This window comes from Nonomuraea sp. NPDC052265, assembly GCF_044547985.1.
Classification (GTDB): domain Bacteria; phylum Actinomycetota; class Actinomycetes; order Streptosporangiales; family Streptosporangiaceae; genus Nonomuraea.
Map to the genome: position 1 here is coordinate 551,227 of NZ_JBIUBJ010000004.1, position 16,113 is coordinate 567,339.

At 70.5% G+C, this 16,113-nt stretch carries 13 protein-coding genes; 3 read left to right on the plus strand and 10 right to left on the minus strand.

From position 1 onward, the window contains the following. Positions 1-16 precede the first annotated feature (16 nt). Complete coding sequence (locus ACIHAD_RS16170) at positions 17-2,092, plus strand: protein kinase (protein ID WP_397355214.1); 2,076 nt, start codon at positions 17-19, stop codon at positions 2,090-2,092. A gap of 676 nt (positions 2,093-2,768) precedes the next feature. Here the strand turns inward: ACIHAD_RS16170 and ACIHAD_RS16175 are convergent. The 6 genes from ACIHAD_RS16175 to ACIHAD_RS16200 all read right to left on the minus strand — a co-directional run bounded on the left by ACIHAD_RS16175 (position 2,769) and on the right by ACIHAD_RS16200 (position 8,874). Then, positions 2,769-3,674, minus strand: a complete 906-nt coding sequence (locus tag ACIHAD_RS16175; RefSeq protein WP_397355215.1) for a D-isomer specific 2-hydroxyacid dehydrogenase family protein — start codon at positions 3,672-3,674, stop codon at positions 2,769-2,771. After that, entirely contained in the window at positions 3,671-4,408 is a 738-nt protein-coding gene (locus ACIHAD_RS16180; RefSeq protein ID WP_397355216.1) for a FadR/GntR family transcriptional regulator, read from the minus strand. Before ACIHAD_RS16180 ends, ACIHAD_RS16175 begins: the two co-directional genes overlap by 4 nt. Further along, positions 4,405-5,025, minus strand: a complete 621-nt coding sequence (locus ACIHAD_RS16185; RefSeq protein ID WP_397355217.1) for a bifunctional 4-hydroxy-2-oxoglutarate aldolase/2-dehydro-3-deoxy-phosphogluconate aldolase — start codon at positions 5,023-5,025, stop codon at positions 4,405-4,407. Before ACIHAD_RS16185 ends, ACIHAD_RS16180 begins: the two co-directional genes overlap by 4 nt. A gap of 676 nt (positions 5,026-5,701) precedes the next feature. Continuing rightward, positions 5,702-6,616, minus strand: coding sequence for a sugar kinase (locus tag ACIHAD_RS16190; RefSeq protein ID WP_397355218.1), 915 nt, complete (start codon positions 6,614-6,616; stop codon positions 5,702-5,704). Positions 6,617-6,689: 73 nt separating this feature from the next. After that, the gene (locus ACIHAD_RS16195) at positions 6,690-8,012 is read right to left on the minus strand and encodes an MFS transporter (RefSeq protein WP_397355219.1); all 1,323 of its coding nucleotides are present in this window, start codon (positions 8,010-8,012) and stop codon (positions 6,690-6,692) included. Positions 8,013-8,268: 256 nt separating this feature from the next. Further along, a complete protein-coding gene (locus ACIHAD_RS16200) occupies positions 8,269-8,874 on the minus strand; it encodes a TetR/AcrR family transcriptional regulator (RefSeq protein WP_397355220.1) in 606 nt (201 codons plus the stop codon). 245 nt (positions 8,875-9,119) lie between these two features. Between ACIHAD_RS16200 and ACIHAD_RS16205 the strand changes: the two genes are divergently transcribed. After that, entirely contained in the window at positions 9,120-10,463 is a 1,344-nt protein-coding gene (locus ACIHAD_RS16205) for a PQQ-dependent sugar dehydrogenase (protein ID WP_397355221.1), read from the plus strand. A 408-nt stretch (positions 10,464-10,871) separates the two neighbouring features. Here the strand turns inward: ACIHAD_RS16205 and ACIHAD_RS16210 are convergent, their stop codons facing one another. Then, the gene (locus ACIHAD_RS16210) at positions 10,872-11,363 is read right to left on the minus strand and encodes a signal peptidase II (protein WP_397355222.1); all 492 of its coding nucleotides are present in this window, start codon (positions 11,361-11,363) and stop codon (positions 10,872-10,874) included. 209 nt (positions 11,364-11,572) lie between these two features. Between ACIHAD_RS16210 and ACIHAD_RS16215 the strand changes: the two genes are divergently transcribed. Continuing rightward, positions 11,573-11,965 carry a hypothetical protein gene (locus tag ACIHAD_RS16215; RefSeq protein WP_397355223.1) on the plus strand — a complete coding sequence of 131 codons (393 nt, stop codon included), beginning with the start codon at positions 11,573-11,575 and terminating at the stop codon, positions 11,963-11,965. Positions 11,966-12,511: 546 nt separating this feature from the next. On the opposite strand, the gene ACIHAD_RS16220 is transcribed toward ACIHAD_RS16215, so the two are convergent. Genes ACIHAD_RS16220 through ACIHAD_RS16230 form a run of 3 tightly spaced genes read right to left on the minus strand, consistent with a single transcriptional unit; the run spans position 12,512 to position 15,910 of the window. Then, entirely contained in the window at positions 12,512-13,390 is an 879-nt protein-coding gene (locus tag ACIHAD_RS16220) for a carbohydrate kinase family protein (protein ID WP_397355224.1), read from the minus strand. 28 nt (positions 13,391-13,418) lie between these two features. After that, entirely contained in the window at positions 13,419-14,444 is a 1,026-nt protein-coding gene (locus tag ACIHAD_RS16225) for a LacI family DNA-binding transcriptional regulator (protein WP_397355225.1), read from the minus strand. Then, positions 14,441-15,910, minus strand: a complete 1,470-nt coding sequence (locus ACIHAD_RS16230; RefSeq protein WP_397355226.1) for a glycoside hydrolase family 13 protein — start codon at positions 15,908-15,910, stop codon at positions 14,441-14,443. The genes ACIHAD_RS16225 and ACIHAD_RS16230 overlap by 4 nt, the downstream gene beginning before the upstream one ends. Between the last annotated feature and the right edge of the window lie 203 nt (positions 15,911-16,113).

The window sequence follows — 16,113 nt, forward strand, 5'->3', positions numbered from 1 at the left end:
CGAGAGGACAGCGACCGTGGGGCGCTCGGCAGGCACTCCGCTGAAGCCTGAGGATCCGCCGGCGATCGGCCCCTACGAGCTGGTGAGCCGTCTCGGCTCGGGTGGCATGGGCACCGTCTACCTCGCCAGGGGCGCCGACCGGGTCAAGGTCGCGCTCAAGGCCATCAGACGAGACTTCACGGCCGACCCGGTCTACCGGGCGCGCTTCCACGAAGAGGTGTCCAACGCGCGCAAGGTGGCCTCGTTCTGCACCGCGCGGGTGCTCGACCACGGCGAGGAGCACGGCGTCCTCTACCTGGTCACCGAGTACATCGACGGCATCTCGCTGGAGGACCAGCTGATCGAGCACGGCGCGCTGTCGCCGTCCGTGCTGCACTCGGCGGCCGTGGGCGTGGCGGCGGCGCTGACCGCCATCCACGCCGCCGGGCTGGTCCACCGCGACCTCAAGCCCGCCAACGTCATGCTGACGCTGGCCGGGCCGCGGGTGATCGACTTCGGCCTGGCGCGTTCCACCCACGTCGCATCCCGGCACACGAACGCCGGCATGGTGATGGGCACGCCCGGCTGGATCGCTCCCGAGCAGGTCTTCGAGGGGCACACGAGCCCGGCCGGTGACGTGTTCGCCTGGGGGTCGCTGATCGCGTACGCGGGGCTCGGCGGGCATCCGTTCGGGGAGGGGGACGCGTACGTGATGGCGGCGCGGGCCCGCACCGCGCCGCCGGACCTGCGCGGACTGCCCGCCCCCCTCGACCGGCTGGTCGCGGCGGCCATCCACCCCGACCCGGCGCGCCGGCCCGCGGCCAAGCAGCTCCTGCTGGAACTGGTGGGGGCGGCCGACGAGCCCGCGGCGCAGCTGGCGGCCACCGAACACCTCACCAACGCCTGGAACCCGTCGGACTTCCGCCCCCTCGGCCCCATGACCCCACCCGCCGAACGGACCGGCCCCCGCCCCCCGCTCCCCTCCCCGACGAGCGCCCGCCCCCCGATCCCCCCTCCATCCGAACGCACGGGCTCCCGCCCCCCGATGCCGCCCCCGGCCGAACGGCCGCCCCACATGCCGCCACCGGCCGAGAGCACCGGCCCGCGCCCGCCCATGCCCACCCCAGCGGACTACGCCGGGCCAGGCGCACCGCAGACGCCATCTCCCGCCGACCACGCGGGCCCCCAGGCTGCCCAGATGCCCTCCGCAGCCGAGCGCACAGGCCCGCGCCCGCCCGGGGCTTTCGGTGCAGAACACGCCGACCCACGCCCGCCCATGCCCTCCGGGTCAGAGCACATGGGACAGCGGTCCCCGATGCCTTCGGGCATGGAGCACCCCGGACAGCGGTCCCCCATGCCACCGCCCGCCGAACGCACCGGCCCCCGCCCGCCACAGACACCCTCCGCAGCCGAACGCACCGGCCCCCGCCCACCGCACATGCCCCCCGTGGCCGAACGCACCGGCCCGCGCCCGCCCATGCCCGCCCCGACGGAGCACCCCGGGCCTCGCGCGCCGCAGATGCCGCCTCCCGCGGACCGGACCGGCAACATCCCGCTCCCCCACCACCAGACCACCGGCCAGGGCCCCCTACCGCCGCACACCACAGGCCAGGGACCGCTCCCCGGGTACGTGCCACGGCGCCCCAAACGCGGCGTGTTCACCGGCTGCGTGACCGCACTGGTGATCGCGATCGTCCTGCTCGTGGTGGTGCTGGCCGCCCTGGCCTGGATCTTCCGCTCCCCCGCCATGGGCGAGGATGGCCCGGTCCAGGACGGGAAGCTGAAGTTCGCGGTAACCGGCACAAAGTGCCTCAAGCCCGCAAAGTCGGCCTCCCGTCGCACCTGTCAGATCACGGTGAAGGTGAACAACGTCGGCCCCGATGCCCACGTCCTCAACCCCGGCCAGCAGAAGCTGATCGACGCGGACGAGGCCCTGCACGGCGGGGGCAAACTCCTGGACGAGAGTGGCACCGAGGTCACCCCGGTCCGCATCGCCCCCGGCCAGTCCTTCACCGGCACCCTGGTGTTCGATCTGCCAAGAAGCGCCGAGCCTGCGGGCCTTGAGGTACACGACTCAGACCTGAGCGCCGGAGCCCGAGTAACCCTGGACTGACCGCTCACCCAAAGCGACTTACCCATTCGAATGAGTACCGGAGGCGTCCCTGAAGTGCGGGCGCCGTCCCCGGAAGGCGTAGCCCGTTCTCGGACGGAGCATGGACCGCCATCGGGGGTGAACTTTCTCAGGCGGAACACGGACCGCCGCTGGGGGCGTGGGCAATTCTCGGGCGGAGCTCGAACCGCCGCTAGGGGTGTGGGCCATCCTCAGGTGGAGCTTGCACCGCCGCTGGAGAGCGTCGGCCATCCTCAGGCGGAACACGAACGCCCGTTAGGAGCGCGAACCATCCTCAGGCCGACCTCGAACCGCCGCTTGAGGGGGTGGGCTCCTTGAAAGGGGGAGGGAGGCCGGCCAATTGGCGGCCGTGGAGTGGCATCGTGGGCTCGCTAAAAGACGAATTCTGGATCGGGCTGTCGCCCGGGCCGCGGGCCGCTGCCGAGGTGAGGGCGCGGGCCGTCATCGGGCGAGGTGCGGGCCGTTACCGGGCGGGGGTGCGGGCCGTTCGGGAGGGGCATGAAACGTTGTCAGGGCGTGTGGCGTTGTCGGGCTGACGTGGGCCTTTCTGGGGAACCAGGGCGATTGGCGGTGGGATGGAATGGCAGCGCGATTGAAGACATCAGGCCCTGGACAAGGGGGCTGAGCCGTTCTGGTGGTAGCCGGCCGCTGCCCCCTCTCAGAACCCCTGCTCCGCCGAAACCACACCTTCCAGCGGAGCGCCGTCGGCGAAGTGGCGCACGTTCGCGGCCACCCGTTCGGCCAGGCCCCGCCAGTACGACGATGGCGGGTTCGCAGTGTGCGGCGTGATCAGGACGTTCTCCATGTGCCACAACGGATGCCCGGACGGCAGCGGCTCCGGGTCGGTGACGTCCAGCGCAGCACCACCGATCCGCCCCTCCCGCAGCGCCGCCACCAGGTCGTAGGTCACGACGAGCGCGCCGCGTGCGATGTTGACCAGCCAGGCATCCGTACGCATCAGGTCAAGCTCGGGAGCACCGATCATGCCCCTGGTGCTCGGCGTGGTGGCCGCTGCGAGGACGACGTACGCGGCCCCCGGCAGCGCCTCCCGATAGCGGGCACGAGGCAGGATTCGGTGCGCACCGGGCGCCCGGCCACTGTCGGTGACCGCGATCACCGGGCAGCCGAACGGCTCCAGCATCCTGATGAGCGCCCGACCGATGCCCCCGCTCCCGATGATCGCGACCGTCGAGCCGGCGAACTCCTTCGACTCGTTGCTTCCCCACTCAGTGGCCCTGGCCAGCCGTGGTAGATTCCGGGCCGCGGCCAGCATGAGCGCCAGCGCGTGCTCGGCGACGGGCACGCCGTAGGAGCCGGTGGCGGCGGTGAAGACGGGTTCCTCCGTGATCACTCCGGCCTCGGCGTACCGCTCGACGCCCGCCGCGGGCAGTTGCACCCACCGGATGCCGTCATGGATCATGGACCGCAGCTCCTCGGGACCGCCGCGCCCGTAGTAGACGATCGCCTCGGCCTCCTCCAGCGGCACGACGCTGCCACCCGATCGCCGTACGGCGTCTACCAGCACGGGCACCGGCTCAGGGCCGACATGGATGGCGACGCTCATCGGGGACCCTCCGTGACGTGCACTCTGCTGTCTTCCAGGATCTGCTCGACCTCGGCGCGGGCTCGTCCGACGATATCCGCCGCGGCCTGCGCGGCCTCCGCGGGCCGCCCGGCCGCGACCGCCTCCGCGATCTCGTGGTGGAGTCCGAGGGCGGTCGTCTCCAGGCGTTCGGGGAGGAGCAGCAGCTCGCGCCTGGCTTCGAGCAGCACCTCGGTCACCTCGGCGAGCTGGGCGAACATGCCGTTGCCCGACGCGGTCAGCATCACCCGGTGGAAGGCCGCGTCAGCCGTGACGTAAGCCTGGCTGTCACCGTCGCGGGCGGCGGCGTCCATGGCATGGGCGTGGGCCGCCAGTTCGTCCCGCACGCCGGCGTCGGGCCTGGCGGCGGCCAGCGCGGCGGCGGCAGGCTCGATGGCGGCGCGCAGTTCGGCCAGCTCACGCAGCTGCGCCTCGCGCCCCGGCGAGGCCAGCCGCCAGCGGATCACCTGGGGATCGTAGAGGTTCCAGGCGCTCATCGGCCGTACGGTGACACCGACACGAGGACGGCTGGTGACCACGCGCTTCGACTCCAGCACGCGAACGGCCTCGCGCGCGACGGTCCGGGAGACCCCGTACCGCTCCTGGACGTCCTCCAGGCGCAGCACCTGCCCGGCGCGGATCTCCCCGCCCGCCAACGATCTGCCGACCGCGTCGAGCACCTGGCCGTGCAGGCCCCGTAGCGTCTCCACGCTCATCGGGCCCGTGCCAGCCCGGCCAGCAGAGCCGCCACCCGCTCGCCCGCGGCATCTGGGCCACCTGAGGTCAGCGCCGAGCCCATGCCACAGGCCACTGCACCGGCCGCGATCCATTCGGGCGCGTCGTCCACGGTCACGCCGCCGGTGGGGATCGCGGGTACCTGTGGCAGGGCCGCCCGCACGTCCCGCAGCCAGGACGGCGACATCCCCGACGCCGGGAAGATCTTGACCGCGTCCGCCCCCTCTTCCAGGGCACGGACCATCTCTGTCGGGGTGGCCGCGCCCGGGAAGACCGGCACGCCGTATCGGTGCCCGGCGCGGATCACGTCGGGGTGCAGGCCGGGCGAGACCAGGAAGCGGGCGCCGGCCTCCACGGCAGCCCTGGCTGCGGCCGCGTCGAGCACGGTCCCCGCCCCGACCAGCGCGTCAGGGCGCTGTTCGGTGAGCCTGGCCACGGCACTGAGGGCACGGGGGGTGGTGAGCGCGACCTCGACGGCACGAAGCCCGGCGTCCAGCACGGCTTCGGCCGCCGTCAGCGCCGCCTCGGGCGCGGCGGCCCGGACGATGCCGAACACACGTTGCTCCGTGACGGCCTGGACGATCTCCCAGCGATACATGACTTCCCTTCTCTGGTTTCCTCATCAATGAACGGCTACGGCAAGCCGCCCTCGGCGATGACGGACGACCCCCGGCTACCCGCCCCCGCCCGCCTTCGCACGAACCGCACTGGCCGAACTCGTCGCCCCACCGACGGCCCCTTCGGCGTGCCCTCCTTCAGGAGAGCCGCCTCCATGGCGCTCACCCTCCGTCGGGTGAACCACCTGTACGGCGCTCGCCTGCCTGCCAATGGCATGTCGTTCAGGTGCATGAAGCCTGGTACAGATCCCCTCGCCATAGGTTCGCGTCCTACGCTGGCTCGCTTCCCACGTACACGCCCTTCGGACCGACAGCCCCTCCACGGGTTCTGCCTTCGGATTGCCTACTCATCGAGGCGTGCATGGACCACCTCACGCATGCGGACAAACCGCCTCCAGCAGGCTCGCGATTCGCGTTCTTCGACAGGCCCTTGCGATACAGGTGGCCAGTTGCCGCAGGCTCCTCATCACCGCGCACACCATTTGCAGGCCGGCATCAGAGCTACGAGCCACCTGTGGCGGACCCGTGCTTCGTACTGGACCGCCTTCGACAGACCCACGTTCGTAGCGGACAATCTCGACACGTTCATGATCAGTAGCACCCCCTCATGGGCAGCGGGGACGCTCATCGCGGCGGAGCATCTCGGCTGGTTTGCGACTATCGATGGACCGTTTCGGCGTGTCCAGTGAAAGCGGCCAGGGCCCGGTCCAGCCCCTCCCTGTCCGGGAGACCGTCGGTGTCGGCGGCGCACTGGACGACGAGCGCCGCCACTGCCGCCGCCTCGCGCAGGCACACCTCGTACGGCTCGCCACGCAGCATCCCCGACAGGAATCCCGCGGCGAACCCGTCCCCCGCCCCCACGGGATCCGTCACCGGCACCGTGAACGCCTCCTGCCGCAACCCCGCGCACGTGGCGGACTTGTCGCGGTGCTTGACCACGGTCAATCCGGGCAGCGTCGCAGGGTCCACCTGGAGCAGGTCGAGCTCGTCCTCGCCGGCCAGCACCACGTCCGCCCTGGCCAGCAGCGGCGCCACCCGCTCGCGCCACACCGCGGGCTCGCCCAGCTTGTACCGGATGTTCGGGTCGATGGAGATCAGCGCCCCGGCCTGCCCGGCCAGCTCCAGCAGTCGCAGAGTCGCCAGGTGTGCGGAATCGGACAACATCGGAGTGATCCCCGTGATGTGAACGATCTTCGTACCACTCATCATCTCTGGCGTCAGCTCGTCGGGCGTCAGCCTGGATGCGGCGGCTCCCGCCCGGTAATACTGCACGTCGATGGCCCGGTAGGGATGGCTGTCGCGGACCAGCAGACCGGTCGGCGCACCCGGGTCGACGACAGCGTGCCGGGTGTCGACCCCCTCGGCCCGGAGCATGGACAGGACCGCCCGGCCCGCCGGATCCGCGCCGACCCGGCCGAGCCAGCGCACGTCGTGGCCGAGCCTGGCCAACCCGGCGGCCACGTTCGACTCCGCACCCGCGATCGAGCGGCGGAAGACCGTCGCACGCTCCAGCGGGACGCCGGGCTCGGCCAGCATCAGCAGCATCGCCTCACCGCACACCACGACGCTCATGACGCACTCATCCCCCGTCGCCCCGAATCCATCAATGGTGCTATCAAATCATGAAAAGCGCGAGAAGGGCCGCTCAGCTCGTCTTGTAGGCCGAAGGCTGGGAGATGTCGATCCTGGATCGATCGGGCAGAAGCAGCGTGGCGACGAACCCGACCACCGCCCCGACGATCATGAAGATCGCGATGGCCTGCCAGCCGTAGTCGTGCAGCAGCCACGTCGCGATCAACGGTGCCGGACCACCGGCGATGATCGAGGCGAGCTGATACCCGAGGCCCGCGCCGCCGTACCTGAGGCTGGTCGGGAAGCTCTCGGCGATGAGCGAAGCCTGCGGGCCGTACTCCATGGCGTGCTGGATCTGCGTGATCATGATCGTCAGGAACACCACCAGCACGATGCCGGTGTTGAGCAGCGCGAAGTACGGGAACGCCACCACCGCCAGCAGGACGGCGCCGACCGCGTACACGAGCCGGCGACCGACACGGTCGCTCAGATGCCCGAAGAACGGGATCGCGACGAGCTCCACCGCCGCCGCACACGTCACCGCCGACAGCGCGACCGTCCGGGACAGGCCGAGCTGCTGGGTGACGTACGTGATGGCGAACGTCGTGTAGAGGTAGAACGGCATCTGCTCCGACACGCGCAGCAACGCGCTGAACACCACCTCTTTGGGATGCCTGCGCAGCACCTCGACGACCGGCAGCCTGACCACCTGCCGCCGTTCCAGCACCCGCGCGAACATCGGGGTCTCCAGCACCCTCAGCCGTACCCACAGCCCGACCGCCACCAGCACCAAGCTGGCCAGGAACGGCACGCGCCATCCCCAGTCCTTGAACGTGTCGCCGGTCGTGGTGGCCAGCAGTGACATCGCGCCGGTGCCGAGGATCAGCCCGATGGGCACGCCCACTTGGGGCCAGCTCGCCATCAGCCCGCGCCTGCGCTGGTCGCCCCACTCCATCGACAGCAGCACCGACCCGCTCCACTCGCCGCCCACCGCGATGCCCTGCAGGACTCGCAGGACCACCAGGATGATCGGCGCGGCGACACCGATGCTGTCGGTGCCCGGCAGCACGCCGATGAGCGCGCTGGCCACGCCCATCATCGCAAGGGTGACGATGAGCGTCGCCTTCCTGCCGATGCGGTCGCCCCAGTGGCCGAAGATCGCTGCTCCCACGGGCCGGGCGGCGAAGCCCACCGCGTTGGTCGCGAAGGCTGCCAGCGTGCCCGCGTACGGCGTGGACTTGGGGAAGAAGACCTCGGCGAAGACCACGGCGGCGGCCGTGTTGTAGAGGAAGAAGTCGTACCACTCGATGGCGGTGCCGACCACACTTGCCGTGGCAGCCTTGCGCACCTGGGCGCTGTGTTCGGCGGTCGTTAATCCGCTGCTGCTCTCGGTCACGCTGCACCTCGAAGGCGTTTCTGGGCCGCGTCCGCGCCAACGGTGGCCTTACCCCGCGCCCGTGCCCCGAACCACCTTCGGCCTCCGCCCTCTGCGAGAAACCTCCAGTCATCGTTCATGCCTCCTCTCATCGGGACGCCCCCTTGGCTCCGCCCGGCTGGAAGCGGCGCCGGACAGAACTCTAACACTCGTTAACCCAGCACCGCGACCAGCCTCAGCTTGCGGTCACATCGGGCGGAGGCACGCGCGCAGGGCGTCAAGCAGCGGGTTCGCCCCCATGGTTCGGGTCGGGCAGTCCGGCGAGGACCGCGTCGAGCGCGAACCTGAAGTGTTCGACCTGGTCGGCCCGCCGCCGCGCGGCCTCGACCGCGCGATAGTGCGGATACTTGTCGGCGGGGAGCTCGGTCCAGTCCCTGGCGGCGGCCTCGTGCAGGACGAGATGCCCGACGCACACGCGCAGAACCGCCCCCTTCACGTGATCGGCCTGGTCAGGAGGGAAGCCCGCGTCCAGGAGGATCCCGAAGATGGCTTCGTGGAGGCTCATCACGGGCGCACGTCGGGCGTACGTGGTGATGGACCAGACCGAGGCCCTGGGGTGCTCCAGCGACTGCCTGACCATCGAATCCATGAGCCCGCGCAGCTGATCCTTCCATCCCCCCTCGCGCGGGGCCCGAGAGACGATGTTGCTGCACACCTCGTCCACGATGGCCTCGAGCAGCGACTCACGCCCGTCGAAGTAGTGATAGATCGCCGTCGCCGTCACATCGAGACGTTTGGCCAGCTTACGCATGCTTATGCCGTGGGCGCCGTCCGCCTCGAGGACCTCCAGGCCGGCTTCCAGGATCTTGTGACGGGTGAGCATCGGAATTGACCTCGCGCTTAACACATGTTAGAAATCTAACGGCCGTTAACTCCGGACAGCTTATCCGAGAGGAGAGGATCCTTGGCTGCCGTTCTCACGTGCCGTCCAGTCATCCATCAGCGATCAGCCGCTCACGGGGAGACAAGCCGGTGTCCACGACCTCCGAAGTGACAGCACCGGCGACGACCCCGCGCCGCCCACGACGCCGAATCCTGCTACGAGCTCTGCTCGTACTCCTCTTGCTCGTGCTCCTCGCAGTGGCCGGCGCCGCCTATGCGGTGAACCGGGGCGGAGCGCCGCAGACAGCCGCTCAGCTGGGTTCCGAGCCCGCGCTCGGGGAGCGCGAGACGTTCCCCATCCCCAAGGTCAACGCCCCCGACGTGGTCGGCTGGCCTTCCGGCAGAGCGCCGACGGCACCGGCCGGGTTCGCGGTCACCCGGTTCGCGGGCGAGTTGGAGCATCCCCGTTGGCTCTACGAGTTGCCCAACGGCGACGTGCTCGTGGCCGAGTCGGCCACCCTGCCCAAAGACCCGGAATCCCCGATCATGAGGCTCTTCTACTGGCTGCGCCGCAATGACGGCTCGACCACCGAACGTAGTGCCAACCGGATCACGCTGCTGCGCGACACCGACGGCGACGGCGTGGCGGACTTCCGCAGTGTGTTCCTGGAGAACCTCAACCAGCCGTTCGGGATGGCGCTGCTGGCCGCGTCCGCGCCGTACACGCTCGGCCCGGAGGCCCCGAACGGCACCCAGGCGGCCTTCTACGTCGCGGGCACGGACGGTGTTTGGCGCTTTCCGTACAAGCTGGGTGAGACCCGCGTCACCGACCCCGGCAAGAAGATCCTCGACCTGCCGGCCGGCGGCTACAACAACCACTGGACCCGTAACCTCTTCGCCGCCCCCGACGGCACCAAGCTCTACCTCACGGTCGGCTCGTCCAGCAACGCGGCGGAACACGGCCTGGAGGCCGAACGACGGCGCGCCGCCGTCCTGGAGATCAACCCTGACGGCAGCGGAGAGCGCATCCTGGCCTCCGGCCTCAGAAACCCCAACGGCCTGGACCTCGAACCCCACTCCAAGACACTCTGGACAGTCGTCAACGAACGCGATCTCTTGGGCGACGACGCCTCACCCGACTACCTCACACGCGTTCGCCCTGGCGACTTCTACGGCTGGCCCTGGAGTTATTGGGGTCGTCACGTAGACGACCGGGTCCAGCCGCAGCGTCCCGACATGGTGGCCCGCGCCCTCCGCCCCGACTACGCCCTCGGCGCCCATACAGCCTCGCTCGGCCTGGCCTTCTCCGGCAGCCCCACGTTCCCCGAGCGCTACCGCGGCGGCGCCTTCATCACCGAACACGGCTCATGGAACCGGGGCGATCCTGTGGGCTACAAAGTGGTGTACGTTCCCTTCAAGGACGGCATGCCCAGCGCCAAGCCCCTGGACTTCCTGACCGGCTTCAAGCCGGCACCTGGCGAGAGCACCACGTACGGCCGGCCGGTGGGCGTGATCATGGGCAAGAACGGCCGCTTAATGGTCGCCGACGACGCTGGAAACACAATCTGGCACGTCACGCCCCGCCCGTGACCTGGGCCTCCTCCTGTGCGGCATCCGCGCCATTCCGGTCCTCCCCTGGACGACCGCCGACGCCGGCCACACGCATCAGACCTGATGCGACCACATCGACGACGGCTTCGACAAACGGATCTTCTTCTGGTCCGACTGCACGTGGCCTACACCGCCTGCAACGTCCCTGCCCTGGAACTGACCTACGCCCCGGATACCCAGCGGCGGGCGAAGTCTGGGCAGGGTCCAGAGGCTGCGCGGCAAGCGCAGGCCGCGCGGCAGCCCCGAAGGGCGAGCGGAGGCCCGAAGGCTGGGCGGCAGGCGGAGGCCCGGCGGCGGACTGGAAACTGGAGACTGGGCGGCGAGCGGAGTCTGGGGGCGAGCGGAGGCTGGGCGGCGGCGCCCATCGCCCAGCCTCTGGCCGTTCGATCAGGCGGGGTCCTGCGCTGCGGACAGGCGTCCATCGCCGGGTGCGCCTGCGAGGGGGATGCCACGGAGGCTGAGCAGGAACAGAAGGGCGCACCCGCCGGTCAGGGCGATGTCGGCGACGTTGCCGACGAACAACCCGCCGTAGTCGATGAAGTCCACCACGTGACCCTGAGCGAACGCGGGCGGGCGGAAGAGGCGGTCGAGCAGGTGGGAAGTGGCCCCACCGAGCAGCGCGCCCAGCACGACGGCCCAGGCCGGCGAGCTCAACCGCCGGGCCGCGTACAGGATCCCGGCGACCGCCCCGGCGGCCGCCAGGGTGAACACCCAGGTCACGCCCTCACCCAGGGAGAACGCCGCTCCGGGGTTGAGCAGCAGCCGCAATGTAAGCAGCCGCGGGATCACCGTGATCTCCGCGCCGCCGGACAACGCCGACATCGCCCAGAACTTGGACGCCTGATCGATCAGGAGCACCACCACGGCCAGCACGATCATCCACGCACGAGGCCGCCTTCCTCGACTCGTCACCTGCGGGCCGCGTTCATCCGTCACTCTTGCCTCACAATCCCTGGCTTCTCGCCCCGAAATCTACCGAACCTTCGTCACAGTCACGCTCGCTCCGGCCGCATGGAACGGCTTGGAACGCCTTACAGATTGGCGCCGGCGACGTGCCGGTTCCGGTTCGGACGATGGAAGGAACGCGTATGTCAGAACGTCGACCAGGCCATGGACGGCACCGCGCTGCGGCCCTCGTGCTCGCAGCCGCCGGGGCGGTGGGGTTGCTCGCCGCGGGTCAGGCCGTGCCTGCTCAGGCCGCCGTCTCCGCTGCGGGGCTCAAGTGCGGGTTCGCCACTCACGACCTGTCGTACACGGCTGCCGCGCCCGCGCGGGTGGTCGCCCAAGGCGAGTGCGTCCCCGAGACTCTGGATCACGGGCTGTTCGTCAAGGTCTTCCGCAACGGCACGCCGGTCTTCAGCGGCGGCAACGGCGTGGGCATCGTCACCGCCGTCTACACCTGCCGCGGCAGCACGCCGGGCGACTTCCGGGCGGTGTGGAGCACCGGCCAGGTGGACGAGGCGACATTCCCCTGCGGCTGACGTCCGAAGCCGGTGGGCACCGCCAGGCGGGACGGCCAGGCGGGACAGCCAGGCGGGACAGCCAGGCGAGCCCGGCCGGAGACCACCGAGGATGCTCGCGGACGGTCGAGGACCGCGGGCCGGGTACTGCCCAGGAAACGGCCGGGAACCGTCGAGAACGGCCAGGCACCGCCGGCGCAGGAACCGCCGGGAACGACCAGGCACCGCCAGGCCTGGAACCGCCCGGCGGGACGGCCGGAGACCACCGAGGATGCTCGTGGACCGTCGGGGGTCGCCGGGGTGACGGCTGTAGACCACTGGGGATGGTCGGAAGACAGCCAGGGTGCCCGGGGGACGGTCCCAGCACTGCCGGGCCGGGCACCGCCCAGGTGACGGCCCGCTGACGGCCGGGTGACGGCCGGGTGACGGCCGGGTGACGGCCGGAGACCGCCAGCATGGCCAGGGACGGTGCACCGCCGGGCACCACCAAGACGGACGGCGGAGAACCGACGGGAACCGGCAGGAACCAGCGGGAAACGGTGGAAGCCCGGCGGGATGGACGAGGGACTAGAGGTTGGAGGCTCTGGCTAGGAGGAGTTTCTCGGTGATCGGGGATTCGTGGGTGCCCTCGGTCGTGCACCCGTGCGCCCCCGCCACAGCCCCCAGTGTGACGCATTCGGCTACCGACCGACCGTTCAGAGCCCCGTACAGGAAGCCGGAGACGAAGGCGTCGCCCGCGCCGTTGCTGTCGGCCACCGGGCCGGGCAGCGGCGCGGCGGGGAAGGCGCGTACGGAGGCCGAGTCGCGGGTCAGGACGAGGCAGCCGTCCGCGCCCCGCGTGCAGACGACCGTGTGGGCGCGCCCCCTGGCGAGGATGTCGTGCATCGTGGCGGCCGGGTCGGCGAGGGCGGTGGCCGAGAGGAACACCAGGTCGGAGTTGTAGGCGAAGTCCTTCTGGTAGTCGGCGACGCCGTCCCAGTCGTGTAGGTCGGTGGAGATGGGGATGCCGTCGAGGTCGGGGTAGACGTGGCGGCAGAAGTCCATGATCGAGACGTGCACGTGTCTGGGGCGCGAATCGGCGTACAGGTCGCGGGGCAGTCGCTCCCCCGGTGTGACCTTGGGGTCGTGCAGGGAGGTGCGCCGCCCGTCGGGGCCGACGAGCAGGACGCTGCGCCGGGTGCCCGCCTCGGCCGGGCCCCACCTGCAGTCGACGTCACGCAGGGCGTGCCGGATCAATGCGCCCTGCGGGTCGTCGCCGATGAGGTCGGCGAAGGCGACGTCGAGCCCCAGCGCGTGGCAGCCGAGGGCGACCCCCGCCCCGGTGTTGCCGATGCGGTCGACGACGGGCGGCACATGGTAGGTGTCCTTGTACGGCAGCGGCAGGGTGGGCACATAGACAGTGGTGTCCACCCCGGCGCCGCCGAGGACCAGCACGTCAGGCGTCAACGGTCGATCAACCTTTCAGAATGCGCTGTCAGCGGTTGACCAGCGGCCCGGAACCTGTGGAGCCGCGGACGACGAGCTCCGGCTGGAAGATCAGCTCGACGTGCTTGGCCGGCGCGCCGCTGATCTCTTCCAGGAGTGTCTGCACGGCGGCCGAGGCCATCGCCCCGATCGGCTTGCGCACGGTGGTCAGCGGCGGGTCGGTGAACGCGATCAGCGGCGAGTCGTCGAACCCGACCACCGACACGTCGCCCGGCACCGACAGCCCCATCTGCCGGCACGCCCGGATCGCCCCGAGCGCCATCAGGTCGCTCGCGCAGACGATCCCGGTGCACCCGCGGGCCAGGAGTTGCGCGGCGGCGGCCTGCCCGCCCTCGACCGAGAACAGCGAGTGGGAGATCAGGTCGTCGACGTCGGTGGCGCCGAGCAGGTGGGCCATGGCCTGCTTGTAGCCCTCGATCTTCCTGATCACCGGGACGAACCGGCGCGGCCCGAGGGCGAGCCCGACGCGTTCGTGGCCGAGGTCGACCAGGTGCTGGACGGCCAGCCGCGCCGCGAGGCGGTCGTCGGGCGAGATGAAGGGCGCGTCGATGTGCTCGCTGTAGCCGTCGACCAGCACGATCGGCAGGCCGCGGTCGATCAGGCGGGTGTAGCGGTCCATCCGGGCGGTGGTGTCGGCGTGCAGGCCGGAGACGAAGACGATGCCGCTGACACCGCGGTCGACCAGCAGCTCGGTGAACTCGTCCTCGGGGGCGCCGCCGGGGAGCTGGGTGCACAGCACGGGCGTGTAGCCGTGCTGGGTCAGCGCCTTCTCGATGGCCTGCGCGAACGCCGGGAAGATCGGGTTGTCCAGCTCGGGCGTCACGAGCCCGATGAGCCCGTTGCTGCGCTGCCTGAGCCGGGGCGGCCGCTCGTAGCCCATGAGGTCGAGGGCCGTCATCACCGCCTGGCGGGTGCCGGCCGAGACGCCGGGCTTGCCGTTGAGGACCCGGCTGACCGTGGCCTCACTCACCCCGGCCTGGGCGGCGATGTCGGCTAGGCGAGCGTGACCGTTCATGGAACACACTTTACTTTCCACCAGGCGGCCGAATCGGCTGCTCCCGGGACATCGGAGGCGAGCAGCGGCTCGCCCTCGACGCCGAAGTCGACGGGCGCGCCGGTCAGGTTGACGGTGCACAGCACGTCGCCGCGGGAGAAGACCAGTGTGCCCTCGGGCGAGTCGTGCCAGACCAGGTCGCCGTCCAGGGATCGGCGCAGGCGCAGCGCGGCGCGGTAGAGCTCCAGGGTGGAGCCCGTGGCGCCGTCCTGGGCCTGGACGCTGAGCTCGGACCAGTCGGCCGGGATCGGCAGCCACGGGTCGCGCCAGCCGAGCTCGCGGGTCCACGGCAGCGGCACGCGGCAGCCGTCGCGCCCGCTGTCGGGGTCGCGCAGCCGCTGCGGGTCCTGGCACACCTCCTCCGGCAGGTCGAGCACCTCGGGAAGGCCCAGCTCCTCGCCCTGGTAGACGTAGGCCGAGCCGGGCAGCGCGAGCGTCAGCAGCGCGGCGGCGCGGGCCCTGGCCAGGCTGCCGTAGCGGGTGACGTGCCGCTTGACGTCGTGGTTCGACAGCACCCAGGTGGTGGGCGCGCCCACGGAGCCGGCCGTGGCGAGCGAGGAGTCGATCACCGCGCGCAGCTCGGCGGCGTCCCACGGGGTGAACAGGTAGTGGAAGTTGAAGGCCTGGTGCAGCTCGTCGGGCCGGACGTACATGGCCAGGCGTTCGGCGGTGGGCGCCCACGCCTCGGCCACGCCGACGCGCTCGCCGGGGTAGGAGTCGAGCACGCGCCGCCACGCCCGGTGGATCTCGTGCACGCCGTCGTTGTCGAAGTACGGCACCGGTTCGCGGCCGATCATCCTGGTCTGGTGGGGATGGCCGATGTCGGGCAGGCCGCGCGGTTTGACCATGCCGTGCGCCACGTCCACGCGGAAGCCGTCCACGCCCAGGTCGAGCCAGAAGCGCAGGATCGACTCGAACTCGCCGCGCACCTCGTCGTCGTCCCAGTTGAGGTCCGGCTGGGCGGGGTCGAACAGGTGCAGGTACCACTGGCCGTCCTCGACCTGCGTCCAGGCCGGGCCGCCGAAGATCGACTCCCAGTCGTTGGGACGGTCGCGGAAGATGTAACGATCGCGTCGCTCGCCGCGCAGCGCGGCCTGGAACCAGGGGTGCGCCGACGAGGTGTGGTTCGGTACGACGTCCACGATGACGCGCAGGCCGTGGCCGTGGGCCTCGTCGATGAGCGCCTTGGCGTCGGCCAGGGAGCCGAACAGCGGGTCGACGTCCCGGTAGTCGGCCACGTCGTAGCCGAAGTCGGCCATCGGCGAGGTGTAGAAGGGCGTCAGCCAGACGGCGTCCACACCGAGCTCCACCAGGTACGGCAGGCGATCACGCACGCCGATCAGGTCGCCGACGCCGTCGCCGTTGCCGTCGGCGAAACTGCGCACGTAGACCTGGTAGATCACGGCGTCACGCCACCACATGCTCATGGATTTCCCCCCGGGTTCCCGCACCATGAAAGCCCTTGCGGCAAGTTTACGCAAGCCCTTCCATGCACCTCGTATCCGGATTTATGGGTATACGGGCAGCTAAAACCCCTGGCCGAAACCCCTGCGGATGAGATTCTTTATGTCAAGGGTGGACATGCAGCGTTAAGGCGCGATGTACTACCTCTTCAATCAGCCTCGTCACA